This window comes from Kosakonia pseudosacchari (assembly GCF_015167415.1).
GTDB classification, from domain to species: domain Bacteria; phylum Pseudomonadota; class Gammaproteobacteria; order Enterobacterales; family Enterobacteriaceae; genus Kosakonia; species Kosakonia pseudosacchari.
The window spans coordinates 1,841,830-1,861,825 of sequence record NZ_CP063425.1; the positions used below are offsets into that span (position 1 = coordinate 1,841,830).

Genomic DNA, 19,996 nt, shown 5'->3' on the forward strand with positions numbered 1-19,996 from the left:
CATAAACGGTAAAGCCTGTTCGTTATCATTCACGGACGACTTTTTACTTTCTCGACAATTCTTTTTGAAATAATGATTGACGAGGTAGAACGATTGTTCTACCTTTGTCGCATGAACAAGAAAACAACCGATACCCGAGAAAAAATCCTGTCTACCGCAGAGCAATTGATCTATCAAAACGGTATCCATGCCACCGGCATGGACCTTCTGGTCAAAACCTCAGGCGTGGCAAGGAAAAGTATTTATCGCTATTTCGCGACCAAGGATGACGTGGCTGCCGCCGCGTTGAATGAACGTGATGAACGCTGGATGCACTGGTTCAGAACAGAATCCGATAAAGGCGATACGCCTTCGGATCGCATTTTGAATATGTTCACGGTCCTCAGAGGCTGGTTTGAATCAGACGGCTTTCGTGGCTGTGCATTTATCAACACCGCCGGCGAAGTGGGGGACCCGGACGATCCCGTTCGCCAGATAGCAAAACGGCATAAACAACAATTGCTGGAGTACACGCTCGAACTCACGGAGCAATTAAACATCGAGCAACCTGCCGCGCTGGCCAGACAGCTTCTGATCCTGATGGAAGGCGCTATCACGATGTCGTACGTAATGGGGGATTCCAGCGCCGCCGACAGCGCGAAGGACGTTGCGAAAGTCTTGCTGGAACAGGCCTCTTCATAACGCCTGCGTATCAAAAAATAACTTCTACTCATATATCCGAATTAACAGGAGGCTTCACCATGTCCGAAACACAAACCCGCCCGCCACTTCCGCCTTTCACTCGCGAGTCGGCGATTGAAAAAGTGCGTCTCGCTGAAGATGGCTGGAACAGCCGCGATGCCGAAAAAGTTTCACTGGCTTACTCACTGGATACCAAATGGCGTAACCGCGCCGAGTTTGCCAATAATCGTGAAGAGGCCAAAGCATTCCTTGCCCGTAAATGGAAAAAGGAACTTGAGTATCGTCTTATTAAAGAGTTATGGGCGTTTGACGGCAACCGCATCGCGGTCCGGTACGCTTATGAATGGTGTGATGATTCAGGTAACTGGTTCCGCTCTTACGGCAACGAAAACTGGGAATTTGATGCAGATGGCCTGATGAAACGCCGCTTTGCCTGTATCAATGACATGCCTATCAAAGAGAGTGAGCGCAAGTTCCACTGGCCGCTGGGTCGTCGTCCGGATGATCATCCGGGTCTGTCGGAACTGGGCCTGTAATTTTGCCGGTGACCTCGCGAAAAGCCCCAGGCTGTATTATCCGGGGGCTTTTTCTCCACGCAAAAGTCACGCGATATGTTCATTAAAATCAGGCGTCGATTCCGTTGCGGTCAATGGCTTTACGCGTTTGACTGGCAGTAATTTGACGCAAGTTTGTCGAGAAAGGTGAATAAGTGTCTGTTCATTTCGCTGTAATCATTCGCCCGTAGTTCGTCCGGTGTCTGAACGAAACGATATTCAGCGGCCCGGCGTAACTCGTTGTCGGCATGTGCGATCAATAATTCGACGACCTGCGGTGTAAGTTCCATATGGCACTGAAACCCGTAAACCCGATCGGAATAAGCGACAATCTGACGTGGACATCCTTCGCTCCAGGCGATGATTTCCGCTTCAGGCGTAAGCCCCGGCATATCGTTATGCCAGTGACCTACATCAAGGGTATTGCCGAAGTGAGAGAACAACGCGTTCTTCGCGCCCTTATCGGTCATAAAAATGGGAAACATACCAATCTCTTTTTCCGGACTGTGCGCAAAAGGAGCACCTAATGCTTCGCCAATCAGTTGAGCGCCCAGGCAGACACCGATGACGGCTTTACCTGAATTCACCGCCGAGGCAATCAGCGCCTGCTCAGCGTGAGAGTCAAAATGCGCGCACGCTTCCACGCTGACGGAGGGATCCTGTGGGCCGCCCATGACGACCAGCAGATCGATGTCCCGTGCATCGTCGGGAAGTGGTTCGCCTGCATAAACGCGGGAAAAGGTTATCTCATGGCCGCGACGCATGGCCCAGGTTTCGTAAGCGCCAGGCGCTTCGAAACTTTCATGAACAATGAAATGTACTCGCATAGACGTATGCTCCTGTAAAACGGGTCACAAACTGAATTGTAAACAAGAGGTTCTCATCTGAAATGCCAGTCAGCATTGATAAAACGCCACGACACGATGAGGCGACGGGGTGGTCAGGAACGGCCATTTCTTACCACCGTGGGGAGGTGGATCCCGCTCATTACCATCTTGAAGGGCAGCTATTATTTGCGACCAGAGGGGTAATGCTTGTTGACGCCGCCGACAGACAGTGGGTTATTCCCCCGCAGCGGGCCCTCTGGCTCCCACCGTTTATGGTTCACTCCTACCGCGTTCTGTCAGATACGCAATTACGGGCGGTCTACGTCAGCAGTAGCCTGATTGCGGAGTGTATAAACTTCAGCAGGAACAGCCAGGTGCATATCATTAGCGCGACGCCACTGGTGAAAGAATTAATCAATAGCCTTTTTACGGGGGAATATACCGCGCCGATAAAGCGAAAAATGGCGCTTTTGCTCCTCAACATTTTCAGCGAAACCCCCTCTGGCGGCGCAGAACTTCCCATGCCGCGTGATGCGCGTTTATTTCGTGCCGCAAGTGAACTGGTATTCAACCATCGCTGGAACGTGGCGCTGAGTGAGCTGGCTGACATTGCGAACATGTCGGAACGGACTTTTTCTCGCCAGTTTTTACGGGACACCGGTTTCAGCTTCCGGACATGGAAACAGCGAGCCAGAATATACGCATCCTTAGATCTCCTCGCTGATAACATTCCTGTGAAACAGATCGCCTACCAGCTCGGTTTCTCATGCCCGGCGGCGTTTTCTGCTGCATTCCGTTCAGTGATGGGGACAACGCCCGGTGAGTTTTAACCGGGTGCGGCGGGAAAGCGAAATAACGACCGGGTATGCATGCCGGTTTCAGTCAAAGTAAGGTTTTAAAATCTCTTCCGTCCAGTTCATAAAGGCCCTTACACGCTGCGACAAGTTGCGCCGGTGCGCGACAACAAAAAACGCGGTGAGCGGCGCGGGACGAAAATGGGGCAACACTTCAACCAGTGCACCGCTTTTGATGTGGGGTAAAAGTGAGGAATAGCCTCCCTGAATTAATCCTAACCCCGCCAGCCCCGCCTCATGATAAGCCGGTACGCTGTTAACGCTTATGGTGCCTGGTAACATCAAAGAGTGGTATCCATCGCCTGCCGGATACTCCCATCCGTCAGGTTTCGAACCAAAGTTGCGCATATAGTGAACCATCCTGTGTCCCTGGCTGAGAAGATCATCAATTATCTGCGGAACCCCGAAGCGATCAAGATAGCGCGGACTGGCTGCGTTGATCATGCGCAGATGCCCCAATGGCCGTGCAATAAGCGTTTCATCAACAATGGGGCCGAGGCGCACAACGCAGTCAAATCCTTCCTGAACCAGATCGACACGGCGGTCAGTACTCGAAAGCTCAATGTCCAGTTCAGGATGTGCTTCCAGCAGCTGTGGCAGAGCAGGGATCACCACACTTTGTGCCAGTACCGCTGGCATATCAACGCGTATCCTCCCCTTTAATGACTGGCCGCCATGAGAGAACATGGTTTTCAGTTCCTCAGCCTCCGCGAGAAAGTCGCGGGCGCGCGAATAAAAAACCCGCCCGTCTTCAGTCAACTGTACCGTCCGTGTTGTGCGGTGCAGTAGCGTAGCGCCAATTTCCTGCTCGAGTTCACGCACCACCAGTGAAGCGCGTCCTTTCTGGATACCCAGACTTTCGGCTGCCTGCGTAAAGCTCTTCATTTCCGCCACACGCGCAAAAATGATCAGTGGCTCCAGATTTTTCATTGTTCACCCTTTGGGTAACAGTACGTTATTTTTTCCGCTATTTATGGTCATGTTAATACTTAATAGACTGCTTTCACCCCGCGTATCCGCACAACGCTGTCTGGTTGCATTGAAGATCAATCATTCCCTGAAAATGCGTTTACGTTCTCGCCTGTCAATGTACTTACGCTGGAATATCCAGCCGCTAACGAAGGATAAAAACCATGAATAAAGGTTATCTCATCGCCCATGTAACCGTTTCAGACCCTGTCGCCTACGCTGAATATGCCAGAGCGGCGGCTGCGGCCATGCAGAATTTCGATCCAAAGATCATTGCCTGGTCCGGGCAGTACGAAAATCTTGAGGGAGAGTCTCATGAACGGCATGTCGTTTTTGAGTTCGATTCCTTTGCTGAAGCTAAACGCTTTTATGAAAGTCCGGAATATCAGGCCGCAAGAGCACTACGTTCAGGTGCTGCCAGCGGAACGTTTGTACTGGTTGAAGGCACCGGGCTTTAACACGCCGGGTTTCATGTTCGTGAGTTCAGGGAGTAGAGGCAACGCGCCCCTTAAACAAGGGGAGGTTAAACAGGCTTTTATCCTGATAAACAGGAGGCCTGCTGCCGCGAACATAACCGCAGTATCCGCGCGGCCGGTGACGCTTCGTTCAGTTCATCGGCACGCTTGCATATGACATCGACTGTGATGGCTGGCCGCTCTTGCTGTCACAGGCTCTCCCGCATCCAGCGATTCTCCTTCTGCACAAGGCGCGCGGGATTATTGCCCTGGCAATGGGCTTCAGCGCCCGTTTATTGCGTTGACCCAGGCATGCTGATTAGCTGCTTCAGATTCCCCACTCAAACCTTCTTTTGAGGGGAAATATTTACATAAATCTGTCTGCGCCACCGGATGCTTCAATGGTCTGCCCGGTAACAAACTGATTCCTTTCGGAGAGCAGGAAAGCCGCAATCGCCGCAATATCTTCCGGCTGTCCAAAGCGGCCTACCGGGGTTTTCTCTTTTCCCAGCAGAGCCATCACTTCAGCATCGGTTTTATCAGCCAGCTCAGGACGACGGTGGCGGACATTTGGCAGCATATTTTGCGCCCAGTTATCCGTCGCGACAGCGCCCACGCCAATGGCATTCACCAGAATGCCACTCGCCGCCACGCTCAGGGCCAAGCTGCGGGTCAGGTTGTTGATCGCGGCGCTCAGTGCATGTGAGACGGTAAGTTGCGGGTTCGGGTAGATGCCGCCAATCGAGGAAATATTGACAATACGCCCCCAGTTTCGTTGTTGCATAGCGGGGATGACAGCCTTGCAAAAGCGTCGCATGGCGGAGAATTTGGTCTCAGTCATTAACTGCCAGTCCTCCTCGGAGGTGGTCAACAGCGTGCCCGCATGGGCTCTTCCGGCATTATTCACCAGCAAATCAACGTGACCAAAAACCGTTTCCGCCTGCTCAACCACCCGCGAAGGCAGGCTGAGATCCGTCACATCCCCGGCGACCGGCAGTACCGAAACACCATATTTATCAGCGATCTTTTTCGCCGCCAGGATGAGATCCGGTTCTCGTCTGGCAACCATCACGACGTTCACCCCATTTGCGGCCAGTTCCTCGCAAATACTGAAACCAATCCCGGTTCGCGCTCCGGTTACCAGAGCCACTTTTCCTGTCAGTTTTAAATCCATGTGTTACTCCTCACACTCAGCACCGTTAATAACATGAGAAGTATTACGCACCGATCCCGATTTCAGACGCTTGTGCCACACAATTCAGACGTCTGAAAAGAACGCACAAAGCGTTGAGAACCGCCGCTGCTTATGCTGCAAAAAAAGAGTGACTATAGAGCGAGGTGTGGTCTGTGCGTACGGAGAACCAGGCGCTTTCTTCTGCCAGCATCCTGATGCTGGCGATGATCTGCTGCATTGTGGTGGCGAATATTTATTTTAATCAATCCGTTCTGAACCTGATCGCGGCCGCCTTTCCTCATGAATGGGCGGCTGTTTCGTTGATCCCCATGGCTACTCAGTTAGGCTATGCGGCGGGGTTATTTTTTCTGATCCCATTAGGTGATTATATTGAGCTCCAGCGGCTTATCCTGCGCCAGACTCAGGTGCTTTTCCTGGCGCTCATCGGCATGATGTTAGCCCCGACGGCGGCCGTGCTGGTGTGCTTCTCTTTTCTGACGGGGATGGCGGCAACCGTTGCCCAACAAATTGTGCCGCTTGCGGCCTCGCTCTCGAAAATTGCTTCGCGGGGCAAAACGGTGGGCATCGTGATGAGCGGCGTCCTCGCCGGTATTCTTGCCGGACGGGCTATCGGAGGCCTTATCGGTCACTATTTCGACTGGCGCGGCGTCTTTTTGTCCGGCGCGATCATGACATTGCTGGCGCTATTTTTCATCGCGCGTATTTTGCCCTCTCAGTCGTTGCCGACCCCTGGGTTTCACTACCTGAAGGTGCTACGTTCATTAGGTGGTTTGTGGAAAAGCGAGCCGCAGCTACGCGATGCAACGCTGACACAAGCCATGCTGTTTGCCTCCTTCAGCATACTGTGGACTGTGCTGCCTTTCTGGTTATCACACCGCTACGATTACGGGGCAGGCGTAGCCGGAACCCTGGCGGCTCTGGGGTTAATCGGTATTCTCTGTGCGCCGCTGGCGGGAAGTTTCAGTGACCGGCAGGGACCGTTGCGGATGGTGATGTTTGGCGTGTTACTCATGCTGCTAGCCTGGATAGTTCTCTGGGTCTGGAACAGCATGACGGGGTTGGTGGTGGGCATTTTACTGCTGGATGCGGGTGAACAATGTGTTCTGATCGCGAACCAGCATACGATTTATTCTTTGCGCCCGGATGCCAGAAACCGTCTTAACACACTCTTTATGAGCATTATGTTTATGGGTGGGGCAGGCGGTTCACTGTCTGCTACCTGGCTTTGGCAGGCAGCACATAGCTGGACGCTCATCGCTTCAGCGGGGGGCGGGCTCGCGATGATGGGGATGTTAATGGCGGTGAGACGGCGATATACACGTTCCCAGGCGGGCACATAGCGCGATAGCGTTTCTGACATCCGTTGCCCTGTCTGCACCCTCGACATCTTGTAAAACGTGTTCGATTAAGTGCTTAGCCGCTAAGGTTTCTCCGGCTTGCGCCTGTAATGTCGCCAGTGAATAAGCAATGCGCAGGGCCCAGCCATGAGCCTGCTGCTGACGCGCTTTGCTCAGCGCCTGTTCCAGAAGCAGGCGTTGCTCCTGCAACGGTAAATGCGTGGCGGAAAGGCGCATCAGCTCCGGCGCGCACCAGTTTTCATGATCCCGCCAGGCGGTTTGCTGCGACAGGCTGGTATCAATTTCCGACAGCAAAGGCGAGTATTGCCAGTCCAGCCCCATCGCGCGTAATGAGCTAAACAGTGTGGTTTGACTCACCTCGCGATGGCTGAACCGCCTGGCCCAGACCAGAAACAGCTCGCCATAGGTTTTCCAGAAATACAAATCATGTTGTTCTGCCAGACGAATCAGCCAGTTTGCGGCCTTGATCACCCGGCGTGGATTGCGATCCAGCGCGGCTGTCATACAGGCGCCTTCCGCCAGGGCGCAGCAAAGCGAGCAGACATGCTGTAAACGCGCGGCTTTTTTCACGCCGCGCCATGCCATCTCTTTTGCCGCCTGATATTCGCCCTGTACCCACAGCAAACGAGACAGAAAAGCCAGTCCGGCGCTCTCTTGATCGAGGCCGAAACGGAAAGCGTGGCTTACGTTCTGCCGATCGTACCAGGCCAGAGATTGCAGCAGGTTAGTGCGCCCGGCGACATGCTGACCAGCAAAATGTAGCGATACGCCGAGAATACGCAGCCCGGTAGCCTGCGCCTCCGCGTCATTAATGGCCTGCGCGAGTTCGCACATCGACTGCGCATGCTGACGTGATTTATTCAGCTCACCCGTGCGCAGGTAATAGAGCCATAAGCCGTAATGCGCCTGCAAACGTATCTCTTTGTCGTCGAGCTTTTCTGCCAGAGTCAGTGCGGTTTGCCAGGCTGAATGGGTTTCAGGTGTCGGGCCTTTCGCCCAGGTCGATGCTTTACCCGCTGCGGCGCAGAGGTTCATTCGCTGGCGTAACGTTAAGGCTATCGGCGAACGCTCGTCTAACATCGGATAAATATGGCGCTGACACTCATCATAAAGTGAATATTCAATCCAGAATGGCGTCATCGCCTGTAAGATATCAAGCCCCGCAGAAGCATCGTGCCCCTCGGTTAAGGTGTGCTGTAAAACACGGCGCAAATCATTAAGGATGTGACGATAACGCTCCCGCCACTGTTGTGTTGGAAGCGTCAGCCACGCATTCTGGGCCTGCGCCACCAGCACGTTATAGTGACCGGTAAAACGGGCCATAAGTCCGTCATATTCCCCCGCGTGCCTGAGTTTATTGCAGGCGAACTGGCGCATGGTTTCCAGCAAACGAAAACGGGTTACGGGCACCTGGCTGGTGGCCTGAATCAGGGACAGGGCGAGCAACCGTTGTAGATCGTCAATCACTTGCCAGCAGTGCTTATCTTGCGTCCCGAGAAAGTCATTGACTGATTTCACACTGAACGTATCGGTAAAGATGCCGAGCGTTCTGAATAGCTGCTGTTCGCGCGCGTTGAGTAACTGATACGTCCACTCCAGTGTGGTCACTATTTTCTGGTGCCGGGGAACCCGTGAACGCTGCGTATTGCTTAATAGCTGGAAACGATCCTCCAGCCGGCTATAGATCTCACTGACGCTCATGACGGGCAGACGCGAGGCTGCAAGTTCAATGGCTAAGGGCAAGCCATCAAGATGGCGGCATAATTCGCCAATCATCGACAGCTCGCTATTTGATGGATGGAAATCATGGCGGTTGGCCTGCACGCGCTCGATAAAGAGGCGGACGCTGGCAAAAGACATTAACGCCAGGTTATCCGTGACGTCTCTTTCCGGAACCTGCAATGGCGGCAGTAAGTATTGTTGCTCGCCGGCAATCTGTAATGCCACCTGGCTGGTCAGCAACAGTTTGATATGGGGAGCAAGCGTCAGGAGTAAGGTAATGACGGGCTCCAGCGCGTTAATGACGTGTTCACCGTTATCGATCAGCAGTAAACACCGACGCCGCGCAAGCTGCTGGCGTAAATCGGCATCCTGCTCAACGGTCGCCAGCGGAAGGTGTAACGCTTGTGAAAAAACCGAGAGCAAGCCGGATGCTTCGGTGATATGCGCCAGTTCTGCCACGCCTGTTCCATCAGGAAAATGTGTGTGCAGATGATTGACGACCTCCCATGCCAGACGCGTTTTCCCCACGCCGCCGGAACCGGTAATCGTCACCAGTTGGTGCTGATTTAACAGGGCGCAGACCTCCTGCACGGCCTTCTCACGCCCTAAAATCGACGCCAGAACAGGAGTAATAACGGGGGCGGGTAGTGCGGGTTTAGCGGGCGTCGGCAACGGTACGCTATTGCTGCTAAAGCGATAACCACAACCAAATTCAGTCACAAGCAGATGCCGATCATGACCCAGTACGCGGCGTATAGCGGAAATATGCGCCTGAAGATTATTTTCTTCGACGATTTCATTTCCCCATACTTGAGTAAGTAAAGCCTCTTTGCTTACCGCTTTACCTTCCGCTTTCAGCAGGACAACCAGAACATCAAACGCTCTGGCCGAAATTCTTACTGGCTTACCCCGGTGCAACAGGATCCTTAGCTGGGGCCAGATTTGCCACTCAGCAAAGTGCATCTCATCGGCTGTTATCATGATATTGAGATCTTCTTTTTTTGACCGTCACGAAATCTTACTGTGCGCAGAATGCCATTTCGCCAGCGGCATTATCAGAATCAGGTGATGCAGGATATGTCCTGCCCGATCTGCGCGTAGCCCGCGCTACCCAGAGCCGCGCATGATTATAGAACCGCCGCCTGACTCTACCATAGCCCGGCGATAAATCCCGTGGCTGAAAACGCATCACTTGCCATCGTTCTGGTCCGGGAACGCGCTCAAGTTATTCGGTCTTATGCCGTTAGTTATTGATGTGCGAATTCACAACACTAAGCGCAGCGTATCTCTTCCGCCGTGTCCCGGATTGTGGGGCTACGGAAAAAAGCGGTATGGACTCAACGGGGACCCGCTTTACATCTCAGAACCGGGGAAAATGGATTTTATGATTATCACGGCATCCACAGCGAAATACACACAGACGCAACGCACCTCTGAGGAAATTTCAAAAACCACTCTCCCTCAGCCTGTAAAGACGTCAACTACGATGTCAGCAGCATCCGGGCAAACGACCCTCAGCGGTATGGGGCTACTGATGTCCCGTCTGTTCGGTGATACGGACAGCACCCCGCCAGTGCAAACGCATCTGACGAAAGATACGATGAGCATGTCTTGTGTTAATTTTCTGACAAATAATGACCGCAATACGCTGGCCGGGCTGTATGCGCGGGCACAACAACAGGGAACGGATCTGCGTTATGTGGACGATCTTGCCCGCGATTTAGGTGATTACCGTATGTTTAGCGGTGTGATGGCAAACCTGAATAACGGGAATATGTATGACACCAGCGGGCATGTACTGACCTATAAATTTACCGCCGAAGATGAGGCGACAGCGTCGCGTATTCTCAGCGGGGGTAAACTATCTGGCTCCGCGCTGGATGAAGGTTTTTTGCGCTATGAACTGGATCCCGGATACTCTCCGTCGCATTTGGCGAATTTTCAATTTATTGAGAGCATCGTCAATCAGCCCGGTAATCATTCCCCTGGCATGGCGCAATTCTCTGTCTATCAGCAAAAAGGGAATCAAAACTTCGTTGTTGAGGCTGCCAGTGAAATAACGTTGAAAACGCCGGAGCCTGATTTTGGCAGTATAGATGGTAAATTTTTTGTAACCGCAACCGGACTGAAACATGGCTTTCGTCTGGAAGGGGGGAAAGTGGTGCAGCATCCCGTAAATTTGTTCGAGAACCTGGCAAAAACGCCAAAAACCTTACTGGATTATTTTTTGAAAGCGCACGAGTCTGACAAAAAGCCTGCCAGTCTTTCACCGCCGCTTTTCAATTTCCTCTATGCTGCTGAGCATATCGAAGAAAAACAGAAATAACAGGCGGTTACTCCGTTGCTGAAAGGTTGCGTTTATTACTATTGAGCCGGTTTTGGATTGGGTATTAACCGCTACAGTAACGCGCGACTTTACGTTCTGAGAACGGAGTAAATAAAAAAGAGATAAAACAGTAAGAAGAATGAGTAATTTAGCATGGCAATGTGCAGAACAGCCGAATATGGCAGTTATAGCGAATAGAAAAATCATTTATTCCGGAGAATGAATAGCTTTTACTTCCCACGATTATGAAGATGGAGCATGGCATTTTCATACTCATTAATCGGCACCGCTGAGTGAAGCCGATGCCGTTCCGGTTAGCCTGCAACATATCGTTAATTTGGATCGCGCTGTCATCGCTTTAACCGATCTTCTTTTGGGAAGGTGATTGGCTCACTCTGTCTCACAAGGGGCGCGAAAAATCACGAGATAATTGTCTACGTTTCTATCCCCCGTTTCGCAAGAGCACGTCTTGCTGCGTTTGATGCCCACTCATCGGACTGGTCCTGATGTTCAATCTCTGCCTCTGCTATCGGCGTTACACGGATCAGCGGAACTGAACCGAAAGGCAAATCGTCAATCTGACGACCATCACGGCTGAGAATGATGTGGCTCATTGGCTTATAGTCGTTCGTCAGAGAACAAAACAGGATGGCGCCGTATTTTTCAACATCGGCAGCGACCTGATAGCCGTCGGCCACAAGATCCCCCAGGCGAATTAACAGATGAGCCCAGTCATTAATCTGATGGCTGGTATTATCCGAAGCATCCAGCGCCATGAAAAGTTCGCATTCTACGCCGTTTTCCTGGTCTGCAACGCCCGCCCAGGGCGTTGAAAGGCCATCGGTGGCCAGCGTTAATTTGGCTCTGTTCTTAATACTGAGTACCCGGCGATGGGGGCCGAACCATTTCGTCTGGTTGTGTACGTTTGCCTCATTTCGTTCAGCAATAAAGCCATCTGATATGTCGCCATACCTTTTCCAGAATGCCCGCCTTGCGACAGCGGCGGCCTCATATATCGGACTTTGAGGACCGCGCGGCACAATTGTCTCATCGAATATTGTGTCAACCGTAACGCGACCCCGCATTAACGGTATTTTAGACTTTGTCCAGCGAACAATAACCTTATTAAAGGGCTGTATCCCTGATGCTTCGAGTTTCTCGACAACCTTCTGAGCCCGCTGAAAAGTGTGGTCACCCGCAGTAACATAACTCCCGTCGGCAGACATGTAGCCTCCGGTTTGCGAAGAGACGCCAGCCTGTTCCGTAATATAGAACCATTCACCGTTCACCGCGCCAGCGGGCGCCTTGTCTAAGGCCGGTCGTAAGTCCCTTGCCGCATCAGCGTTTGAATAGGCAGTCATGTCGGTCATTTATCTTTATGCCCAATGTATCTTGCTTGTTTTACGCTTATCCACGCCTGAGCGTTGCTAATCTTTCGGCTCGCCAGGCTGAAAGATGAGAAAGCGATTGTAAGGCATGAGGCTGAAAAGTTGATCAAGCTCTTAAATAATTGTCCCTTCAGTCTGGAGGGAGAAACCGGCTGTTTTGTACCAGGGGCGGATGTTACTCACGCAACGTTGAGTTAAAAACGAGAAGAAAATCATCATCAGAATGTACGCATATCGATGAAAATCATATTGATATCATCAACGTTAATTCATCCACGCAAAATAACACATCACGGCGATATTATCTTTTATAGAAACAATGTCTGGCATTTAAAAAATGTGAACGACCGAACATCTTTTTCTAAAACGTCATTTTGTCCTCTGGAATGCACTGTTATATGAAACCGGCGCACGATTTAAATTAAAGAATTTCAAATAAATGTCGTTATTACACCTAATTCAACCAGACGAGTGCGCCATTATGACATGGAAAAATACCCAGGGCCGAATAGGCCTGCTGCTTATAAGCTTTTTCGTTATCTTATTGATAGTTACCTATATTGTTATCAAGCAATTCGTCTCCCCGCAGATTATTGAAACTGAGACCAAAAATATTCAGGCGACGGTTGAATTACAAAGTAACGCGATTAAAGAGCAGATGAACCGTGTTAAGGCTCAGCAACGCTCAATCACGGAACTGGTTGTCGATCTGCAAAGTGAGCAAATCGACGGATTATTACCGCGCCTGGTTAACCAGTACGGCGATTTGAACGTATTCGGTGGTGGAATTTGGCCTCTTCCTGGTCAGCGTGATCCGGCTCGGGACAAATTCAGTACTTTCTATGCCCGCGACGGAGGCGGCAATCTGCAAGTTAACACCGTATGGAACCAGCAGGAGTCGGCAAAATACTGGGAACAACCCTGGTATAAAGACGGCATGAATGCGCCGAAAGGCGAGTGTGCGTGGGCGAAAGCCTATCAGGATGCGGCCAGCCCGCAGCCGCGAACTAACTGTGCGATGGCGATCTGGAAAGACGGCAAAGCCTGGGGCGTGGCGACCATCGACGTGACGCTGGGCTTCTTTAACCAGCTGGCTGTCGACATGGGCAAAGCGGTAAACGGTAGCGTACTGATTGTTGAAGCGGACGGCAAAATCGTCGGTAACGGCTCTTCCGTACAGGATAAACCCGCACTCTCAAACGTCCGCGATCTTGGTATTCCGGCGGCGGCACCGTTAATTAGCCTGTTAGGCCAGGGTAAAACAACAGAAGTGCGTGGAAGTTATGAGGGTGAAGACGGCGCGCATTCCCTGTTCGTTCTGCCCATCAGTGGCAGTCCGTGGTTCATGGCGGTTGATATCCCGAGCAGCCACCTGGTGAGTATGTCTGACGCGATTATGACCAAGCTCACCATCGTACAGGCGATTATCGGCATACTTATCGTCGTTATCATGATGATTATTGTGCGCAATATTTTCCATAATGTGACGTTGCTCAATCGTAATATTGAAGCGCTGTCCAGCGGCGGAGCGGATTTAACGCAGCGTCTTGCGCAAAGTAAGAGCCCGGAATTTAACGCCATTATCAACAACTTCAATAAGTTTATTTCGTTCCTTAATGAGCTGATGCAGCAGGTTGGAAATAGCTCAATGGCGATCTCATCGGCTTCACGCCAGATTGCCAGCGGCAACCTGAACCTCTCCTCGCGCACCGAAGATCAATCGGCCTCGATCGTGGAAACGGCTGCGTCCATGGAAGAACTGACCAGCACCGTGCGTCTTAACGCAGAGAACGCGTTGCAGGCGAACAAGCTGGCGGCAGAGGCGTCGGCGGTGGCGAAACAGGGAGCCAGTGTGGTTAACAACGTTGTCTCCACGATGAATAACATCAATGAGTCCTCCTCGAAAGTGGTGGAAATCATCAGCGTGATTGACGGTATCGCCTTCCAGACCAACATCCTGGCGCTTAACGCCGCTGTGGAAGCGGCAAGGGCGGGCGAGCACGGACGTGGCTTCGCGGTGGTGGCCGGTGAGGTTCGTTCTCTGGCGCAGCGTAGCGCGCGCTCAGCTCAGGAGATCAAAAAGCTGATTGAAGAGTCGGTAAGCAGCATTGAGCAGGGCAGCGGACTGGTTCGCCAGGCGGGTACAACGATGGACGGCCTGATGGAAAAAGTGGAGAGCGTGGGTGTGCTGATCTCAGAAATCAGCTCTTCCAGCGATGAACAAAGTCGCGGGATTGCCCAGATCAACATCGCCATCAACCAGCTCGACAGCGCCACGCAGCAGAATGCGGCACTGGTGGAAGAGGTGGCGGCGGCCGCGCAGTCCATGGAAGAACAAACCGTCCAACTCGAAAACGTGGTTGGCAGCTTCAAGCTCTGACAGACAAAATAGCCGACTCGACAGAGTCGGCTTTCAGATATCTAACAAGTCAGTTTCAATATCCGCGTTAATTATTCAGCCCATACCGTACCAGTACCGAAGCCCTGAATAGACAGTCATTCCCGTTAATACCGTAATAAACAGACTTCTCGTGAGAATGCCGGATACTGCAGCGGCAAAAGCCGCAATTAATGATAGCGAAAGGCCTGTACTGGTTAATGACGGTTTACTGAGCAGTTCACTGGCAATAATCGCCGCCATGATGGCGGAAGGAATAAAACTCAGCCACCGCTGAACCGGGCCTGGCAAACTGAATCTGGACAGTAGCAATATAGGCAGTGTTCTCATCACTGCGGTCGCCATAGCCGACAGGATAATTGCCAAAATAATTTGTCGTTCCATGTTAGCTTCTCGTCTTCTCAATAAATCTCAAAAAAATCGTCGCGCTTGTTGCTGAAATGATTGCTGCGACCATAACAACGGCGCTGCTATCCAGATAATGTGACGAAAACAGGGTGATGATGACGGCGGTGATAATGGTAAAGCTCTCCAGTATTTTTCTTTTACTGGCAAACCAGGTCATCAGCACGAGGCCAATAAACATTGATACCAGGCTGAAGCTGAGCCCTTCCATCAGTGAAGGCGGAACCACAGACGCGAGCCATGCACCTGCCACACTTGCGATTACCCAGTTCAGCCATGCGGAAATATTCAGACCAAACATCCATGAAAAGGGGAGCGTTCCATGCCGGCTGGCATACTCAGCGGCAACACCAAAGGTTTCATCCGTCAGTAGCAGACCATTAAGCAACTTTTTACGGGTGCTCTGTTTGCGGAAATAAGGGCTTAAGGATGAACTCATAAGGAGATAACGCAGGTTAATGAGCATAACGCTTATTATCACAGAAGACATTTCTGCGCCCGCCGCCCACAGAGAATAAAACAGGAATTGCGCCGAACCCGCATATAACGCGCCGGCTAACAGCGCTATCTGAAAAATACTAAACCCCGACAAAGTACCCATTGCGCCAGCGGCAAATCCGATACTCCAGTAACCCGGAATAGTCGGCATACAGGCCAGTACGCCAGCGCGGAACATGCTGACAGAAGGGGGATCGTTGGTAACATGAGTTTGAGACATTTGTAGTACCTGCTTCTAAATCATTGGTGAGCACTCTATTCTAGGAATACGGCTGCTTCGCGATAGGAAAAAGCTGCTCTGTACTTCACACATCTTATCTGCGCGAAAAACGAGGGTGCCAATGGATTACAACAAGGAAAACATCGTGTTATGGAAAGACTCTGGTCTGTTTAATGGAACCGAATTCCTGCTGGCATCCTGTTATGAGCACAGCTACCCGGCACACTTTCATGAAGAGTTTGTCATCGCCGCGTTTTCCCGGGGGGCTCAACGGAATAGCGTATGTCGCAGAACGGGCATAGCTACGGCCGGGTCGATAATGGTAATACACCCGGGAGAAGTCCATACGGGGGAGGCTGTGGAGCGTGAAATGGGATGGGATTATTGCGCCCTGTATCCATCAGAACAGTTACTTCTCGATATTGCCTATGAGCCTGACGCTGGAAACAAATCCCTGAATTTTGGGTGCCAAAATATCCATCAGGACATCGCCCTGGCAAATACGCTCATCGCCGCTTCCGCAACACTTCGTACTTGTCCCGATACGCTGGAAAAAGAGTGCACCTTATACGGCGTTTTAAGCGCGTTCATTTCCCGATATGGATTTTTGACGACAAAAAATTCCACTCCCGCTTATCAGCGAGCAGATGTGAGTCGGGCCCTGGAATATATTCATGACCTCTACGACCAGAATATTAATATCAAAGATATCGCAGATGCCGCTGAGATGAGCGAGTTCTATTTTATGCGCCTATTCCGTGCCAGTACCGGGATGTCGGTGCACAAATATTTAAACCAGATCCGGCTTAATCGGGCTAAAAAACTGCTCTCAGAAGGCGTCAAAGCCACGATGGTTGCGCATCGCGTTGGTTTTTTCGATCAAAGCCATCTCAACAGGAATTTTAAGGCTCAATTTGGTATCACCCCAGGCAAGTATGCTGAAAGTTGTGTCTGAGGTAACGACCGGAGATGCCGCTTGTTTAATCACAGGGATCTTTTTTCACGTTAGCGGATTTTCAGCGCGACTTGCTTGGCTGCTTTGTACCAGAAATGGATGTTAATAACCTTGTGAAAGGTTACTTTATGGGGAGCAGATCACCGCTTTTCGCTTCATCCTGGATTCAACGCCACGCGATTTTTTGCCTTAATCCATAAAGGCAATGTTGCTACCTTCATGCTACGTTTTTCCACAGCGAGCATGTCACTATCGCTAACCTCCCTAAACTACGAGATAGATAATCTGAATACGGAGCAATTGATGGTCACCACACATGTTTTTATTGCCGTCAGTCTTGATGGTTATATCGCCCGACAGGATGGCGATATCGAGTGGCTGTTGCAGCGCGATGACCCGACAGAAGATCATGGCTATGCGGCGTTCATCGCGGACAAAGATTGGATCGTTATGGGGCGAGGCAGTTATGAGAAGGTACTGACCTTTGACGAATGGCCCTATGATCGTCCCGTGCTGGTGCTCTCCCGACAGCTAACCGATACCCCCGTGCCCGAGAAACTGAAGGGCAAAGTGCAGTTCTCATGTCGCACGCCAGGGGAGGTGCTTACTGACCTGGCGGCGCAGAACGCGCGTCGCGTCTATATCGATGGCGGGCAGGTAATACAGTCGTTCCTGCGTGAAGGTCTGGTCGCCGATATCGTTATCACTACCGTTCCTGTCCTGCTCGGTTCGGGAAAACCGTTATTTGGCTCCCTGACCGGGGATATAGATTTGACGCTGTTATCAAGCCGCAGCTTCCCTTCAGGTCTGGTGCAGTCGCACTATAAGCTGGGGTCATAAACGGCATATAAACATAGTGTTAGTTGGCGCTAAAAAAGACTAATGGTGGTGCGGGAAGTGAAGGGCGGGCAAAAAAATGCCGCTGGCGCGGCGTTATCATCATGGCGGGCTGCACAATTAGCGGGATCGTAAATTTTCAATTGCGCTGTCGCTGAGCGTGAGCACCGTTTTTCATCATTGCGAATTATTGCGCCCTGCAACCGCGAAACCAGGCTGGCATGGGTTCTGTCCTGAGCCATGTCGACCCTAAGGCCAAAGCGCATACCGGTGATCATACCGTGTTGTTTAATGCCGCAGAGAGCCTGGTTAAAAATGTCTAAGCATATGATCCAAAAATGCGCGTACCGCCGGATTTGAACGGCGGCTTTCGTGCCAGACAGCCGAAATATTACGCCGCTCCACCGTAAAATCCGCGAGTACGGGAACCAACTTTTTATCCCTGACCAGGGATGCCACCATAAAATTGGACGCCATGCCTATTCCGGCTCCGGCGGTCATTGCGGCTATCGCGGCTTCGCTGGCATCAACAATCACCGTTGATGAAGGCACAATTTCAATCTCCCGTTCCCCGATACGGAACGGCCAGCGAAAAAGTTGCCCTGTGTTCTGGTAACGCAGATTAATCGTTTGGTGTCCGATTAAGTCATCGGGATGTTTCGGTGGCGCGCAACGGGCTACATATTCAGGCGAGGCATAACACCCTACCTGATACGGCGGAAGGCGACGCGCCAGCAGGTTTGAATCCGCAAGATCGCCAATTCGAAAGGCAATATCAATATGCTCATCAACGATGCTTACCACCTGATCGTTCAACCGTAAGTCGATCGTCACTTTTGGGTGAAGCGCGCAAAATTGCGCAAGTACAGGGGCGATCATATGAATGCCCACCGGTAACGATGCCGCAATACGTAACGTACCTGCTGGTTCCGCGCGGCTGCGTTTGGCTACCTGCTCGATCTCTTCGGCATCCCGTAACAATCGCAACGCGCGTTCGTGCAGTTCGCGGCCTTCGGCCGTTAGCACGAGCGAGCGTGTCGTTCGGGTGAATAACGTGACGCCGAGATGCTTTTCCAGCCGTTGGATACTTTTACTGATTGCGGAAGGGGAAACGGAGAGCGAGCGGGCAGCGGCGCTATAACTGCCCAGAGCGCCGGCGCGAGCGAATGCGATGAGACCCGTGAGTCTTTCCAAACCTATTTGTTCCTTCATGGCACAATTAAAGCGAAATGGAGCCACATTATCAATCCTGAATATTAGCCGTATGCTCTGTTACCTGAGTGTTTTTTAGCGTGAGACGGTGATGACTGAGATAATGAAAGCTGTACAACTACATGCGTTTGGTGGGCCAGATAACCTGCTTTATGAAGAAGTGCCCCGGCCCAAAGTGGGAAACGACGAGGTTCTTGTGCATGTGCAAGCCGCCAGCCTTAACCCGCCAGACTGGTATCTGCGTGACGGGTATCGGGCACTTCCGCCTGAATGGTGGCCCGAACCCACTTTTCCGCTCATTTTAGGAACTGACATATCAGGGGTTGTCGCAGCGGTCGGTAAACACGTTACCGGGTTTAGCATCGGAGATGAGGTCTATTCGATGGTGCGTTTTCCTGAAAAGGTGATGGAGGGCAGTGGGGCTTATGCAGAATATGTAAGCGTACCTTCGTCGGAACTGGCGCTGAAACCTCGCGGAATCGGGCATGTTCAGGCTGCGGGGGCCCCGATGTCACTGCTCACGGCCTGGCAGTTTCTTATCGAAACAGGGCATGACGCACCGAATCCTTTCCAGTCTTTTCCACATAAAGCCGTTCCATTAAAAGGGCGAACGGTGCTGGTTAACGGTGCTGGTGGTGGCGTGGGACACCTTGCCGTTCAGCTTGCCCGCTGGCAAGGTGCGCGGGTCATTGCCGTGGCTTCTTCCCGCAATGAAGCGCTGTTACGCGAACTGGGGGCTGATGAGTTTATCGACTACACCAAAATCGCCGCCGAGCGCGTAGTAAAAAACGTTGATCTCGTTTTCGATGCGGTAGGGGGCGCTAATATGGCGCGCTTTCTGCGTTGTATCAGGCCTGGCGGTGCCCTTTTTCTGGTTAATCCGTTGGGCTTTTCCGCACATTCTGAAGCCGCGCAAAAAGCGGTGACGGTGTCATCGACGCAAGTGCGCTCCAGCGGTGCGCAATTATCGCAAGCAGGCTGTCTTCTGGAAGAGGGTGTTGTCCGGGTGGTGATTGATAGCACTTATCCGTTAGCACTGGCATCTGCGGCCCATCAGCGCGCAGCAATGGGCAATATTCAGGGCAAAATTGTACTGACTAACGTTTGATAATCATGTCCCCGGACGACCAGGCAGAGCGATC

The 19,996-nt window shown here is 51.8% G+C and carries 18 protein-coding genes; 10 read left to right on the plus strand and 8 right to left on the minus strand.

The window, feature by feature from the left end; translation table 11 throughout:
* Nucleotides 1-111: 111 nt before the first annotated feature.
* Both IP581_RS08550 and IP581_RS08555 read left to right on the plus strand, forming a co-directional pair.
* Nucleotides 112-681 (plus strand): TetR/AcrR family transcriptional regulator, encoded by a 570-nt coding sequence (locus tag IP581_RS08550; protein ID WP_193822281.1) that lies wholly within the window; start codon nt 112-114, stop codon nt 679-681.
* Between the two features lie 59 nt (nt 682-740).
* Nucleotides 741-1,217 carry a nuclear transport factor 2 family protein gene (locus IP581_RS08555; protein ID WP_193822282.1) on the plus strand — a complete coding sequence of 159 codons (477 nt, stop codon included), beginning with the start codon at nt 741-743 and terminating at the stop codon, nt 1,215-1,217.
* 119 nt (nt 1,218-1,336) lie between these two features.
* Here the strand turns inward: IP581_RS08555 and IP581_RS08560 are convergent, their stop codons facing one another.
* Nucleotides 1,337-2,062, minus strand: a complete 726-nt coding sequence (locus tag IP581_RS08560; protein ID WP_193822283.1) for a type 1 glutamine amidotransferase — start codon at nt 2,060-2,062, stop codon at nt 1,337-1,339.
* A gap of 62 nt (nt 2,063-2,124) precedes the next feature.
* Here IP581_RS08560 and IP581_RS08565 point away from each other — a divergent pair, with 62 nt between their 5' ends.
* On the plus strand, nt 2,125-2,892 hold the full coding sequence (locus IP581_RS08565; RefSeq protein WP_193822284.1) for an AraC family transcriptional regulator: 768 nt from the start codon (nt 2,125-2,127) through the stop codon (nt 2,890-2,892).
* Nucleotides 2,893-2,940: 48 nt separating this feature from the next.
* Here the strand turns inward: IP581_RS08565 and IP581_RS08570 are convergent, their stop codons facing one another.
* Nucleotides 2,941-3,846, minus strand: a complete 906-nt coding sequence (locus IP581_RS08570) for a LysR family transcriptional regulator (RefSeq protein WP_193822285.1) — start codon at nt 3,844-3,846, stop codon at nt 2,941-2,943.
* Nucleotides 3,847-4,049: 203 nt separating this feature from the next.
* On the opposite strand from IP581_RS08570, the gene IP581_RS08575 reads away from it, so the two are divergent.
* Nucleotides 4,050-4,343, plus strand: a complete 294-nt coding sequence (locus IP581_RS08575) for a DUF1330 domain-containing protein (RefSeq protein ID WP_193822286.1) — start codon at nt 4,050-4,052, stop codon at nt 4,341-4,343.
* 364 nt (nt 4,344-4,707) lie between these two features.
* On the opposite strand, the gene IP581_RS08580 is transcribed toward IP581_RS08575, so the two are convergent.
* Complete coding sequence (locus tag IP581_RS08580) at nt 4,708-5,514, minus strand: SDR family NAD(P)-dependent oxidoreductase (RefSeq protein WP_193822287.1); 807 nt, start codon at nt 5,512-5,514, stop codon at nt 4,708-4,710.
* A gap of 173 nt (nt 5,515-5,687) precedes the next feature.
* Here IP581_RS08580 and IP581_RS08585 point away from each other — a divergent pair, with 173 nt between their 5' ends.
* Nucleotides 5,688-6,875 (plus strand): MFS transporter, encoded by a 1,188-nt coding sequence (locus tag IP581_RS08585; RefSeq protein ID WP_193822288.1) that lies wholly within the window; start codon nt 5,688-5,690, stop codon nt 6,873-6,875.
* Here the strand turns inward: IP581_RS08585 and IP581_RS08590 are convergent.
* Nucleotides 6,828-9,596, minus strand: a complete 2,769-nt coding sequence (locus tag IP581_RS08590) for a winged helix-turn-helix domain-containing protein (protein WP_193822289.1) — start codon at nt 9,594-9,596, stop codon at nt 6,828-6,830. The genes IP581_RS08585 and IP581_RS08590 overlap by 48 nt on opposite strands.
* A gap of 394 nt (nt 9,597-9,990) precedes the next feature.
* Between IP581_RS08590 and IP581_RS08595 the strand changes: the two genes are divergently transcribed.
* A complete protein-coding gene (locus IP581_RS08595) occupies nt 9,991-10,941 on the plus strand; it encodes a hypothetical protein (protein ID WP_228007830.1) in 951 nt (316 codons plus the stop codon).
* 434 nt (nt 10,942-11,375) lie between these two features.
* On the opposite strand, the gene IP581_RS08600 is transcribed toward IP581_RS08595, so the two are convergent.
* A complete protein-coding gene (locus IP581_RS08600) occupies nt 11,376-12,311 on the minus strand; it encodes a hypothetical protein (RefSeq protein WP_228007831.1) in 936 nt (311 codons plus the stop codon).
* Between the two features lie 499 nt (nt 12,312-12,810).
* Here IP581_RS08600 and IP581_RS08605 point away from each other — a divergent pair, with 499 nt between their 5' ends.
* Entirely contained in the window at nt 12,811-14,709 is a 1,899-nt protein-coding gene (locus tag IP581_RS08605; RefSeq protein ID WP_193822290.1) for a methyl-accepting chemotaxis protein, read from the plus strand.
* Between the two features lie 75 nt (nt 14,710-14,784).
* Here IP581_RS08605 and IP581_RS08610 read toward each other — a convergent pair whose 3' ends face one another.
* Complete coding sequence (locus tag IP581_RS08610; RefSeq protein ID WP_193822291.1) at nt 14,785-15,111, minus strand: AzlD domain-containing protein; 327 nt, start codon at nt 15,109-15,111, stop codon at nt 14,785-14,787.
* A gap of 1 nt (nt 15,112) precedes the next feature.
* Nucleotides 15,113-15,850 (minus strand): AzlC family ABC transporter permease, encoded by a 738-nt coding sequence (locus tag IP581_RS08615; protein WP_193822292.1) that lies wholly within the window; start codon nt 15,848-15,850, stop codon nt 15,113-15,115.
* 121 nt (nt 15,851-15,971) lie between these two features.
* Here IP581_RS08615 and IP581_RS08620 point away from each other — a divergent pair, with 121 nt between their 5' ends.
* Together IP581_RS08620 and IP581_RS08625 are read left to right on the plus strand one after the other, a co-directional pair.
* Nucleotides 15,972-16,805: a helix-turn-helix transcriptional regulator gene (locus IP581_RS08620; protein ID WP_193822293.1), complete on the plus strand. Its 834-nt coding sequence runs from the start codon at nt 15,972-15,974 to the stop codon at nt 16,803-16,805.
* Nucleotides 16,806-17,108: 303 nt separating this feature from the next.
* Entirely contained in the window at nt 17,109-17,645 is a 537-nt protein-coding gene (locus tag IP581_RS08625; protein WP_193822294.1) for a dihydrofolate reductase family protein, read from the plus strand.
* 306 nt (nt 17,646-17,951) lie between these two features.
* Here the strand turns inward: IP581_RS08625 and IP581_RS08630 are convergent, their stop codons facing one another.
* On the minus strand, nt 17,952-18,854 hold the full coding sequence (locus tag IP581_RS08630) for a LysR family transcriptional regulator (protein WP_193822665.1): 903 nt from the start codon (nt 18,852-18,854) through the stop codon (nt 17,952-17,954).
* 91 nt (nt 18,855-18,945) lie between these two features.
* On the opposite strand from IP581_RS08630, the gene IP581_RS08635 reads away from it, so the two are divergent.
* Complete coding sequence (locus IP581_RS08635; protein ID WP_193822295.1) at nt 18,946-19,962, plus strand: NADP-dependent oxidoreductase; 1,017 nt, start codon at nt 18,946-18,948, stop codon at nt 19,960-19,962.
* Nucleotides 19,963-19,996 lie beyond the last annotated feature (34 nt).

What these genes read in the sequence shown, in the direction of transcription:
- IP581_RS08550 (WP_193822281.1), top strand. Translation starts at nt 112, where the DNA reads ATGAACAAGAAAACAACCGATACCCGAGAAAAAATCCTGTCTACCGCA.
- IP581_RS08555 (WP_193822282.1), top strand. Translation starts at nt 741, where the DNA reads ATGTCCGAAACACAAACCCGCCCGCCACTTCCGCCTTTCACTCGCGAG.
- IP581_RS08560 (WP_193822283.1), bottom strand. Translation starts at nt 2,062, where the DNA reads ATGCGAGTACATTTCATTGTTCATGAAAGTTTCGAAGCGCCTGGCGCT.
- IP581_RS08565 (WP_193822284.1), top strand. Translation starts at nt 2,125, where the DNA reads ATGCCAGTCAGCATTGATAAAACGCCACGACACGATGAGGCGACGGGG.
- IP581_RS08570 (WP_193822285.1), bottom strand. Translation starts at nt 3,846, where the DNA reads ATGAAAAATCTGGAGCCACTGATCATTTTTGCGCGTGTGGCGGAAATG.
- IP581_RS08575 (WP_193822286.1), top strand. Translation starts at nt 4,050, where the DNA reads ATGAATAAAGGTTATCTCATCGCCCATGTAACCGTTTCAGACCCTGTC.
- IP581_RS08580 (WP_193822287.1), bottom strand. Translation starts at nt 5,514, where the DNA reads ATGGATTTAAAACTGACAGGAAAAGTGGCTCTGGTAACCGGAGCGCGA.
- IP581_RS08590 (WP_193822289.1), bottom strand. Translation starts at nt 9,596, where the DNA reads ATGATAACAGCCGATGAGATGCACTTTGCTGAGTGGCAAATCTGGCCC.
- IP581_RS08595 (WP_228007830.1), top strand. Translation starts at nt 9,991, where the DNA reads ATGGATTTTATGATTATCACGGCATCCACAGCGAAATACACACAGACG.
- IP581_RS08600 (WP_228007831.1), bottom strand. Translation starts at nt 12,311, where the DNA reads ATGACCGACATGACTGCCTATTCAAACGCTGATGCGGCAAGGGACTTA.
- IP581_RS08605 (WP_193822290.1), top strand. Translation starts at nt 12,811, where the DNA reads ATGACATGGAAAAATACCCAGGGCCGAATAGGCCTGCTGCTTATAAGC.
- IP581_RS08610 (WP_193822291.1), bottom strand. Translation starts at nt 15,111, where the DNA reads ATGGAACGACAAATTATTTTGGCAATTATCCTGTCGGCTATGGCGACC.
- IP581_RS08615 (WP_193822292.1), bottom strand. Translation starts at nt 15,850, where the DNA reads ATGTCTCAAACTCATGTTACCAACGATCCCCCTTCTGTCAGCATGTTC.
- IP581_RS08620 (WP_193822293.1), top strand. Translation starts at nt 15,972, where the DNA reads ATGGATTACAACAAGGAAAACATCGTGTTATGGAAAGACTCTGGTCTG.
- IP581_RS08625 (WP_193822294.1), top strand. Translation starts at nt 17,109, where the DNA reads ATGGTCACCACACATGTTTTTATTGCCGTCAGTCTTGATGGTTATATC.
- IP581_RS08630 (WP_193822665.1), bottom strand. Translation starts at nt 18,854, where the DNA reads ATGAAGGAACAAATAGGTTTGGAAAGACTCACGGGTCTCATCGCATTC.
- IP581_RS08635 (WP_193822295.1), top strand. Translation starts at nt 18,946, where the DNA reads ATGACTGAGATAATGAAAGCTGTACAACTACATGCGTTTGGTGGGCCA.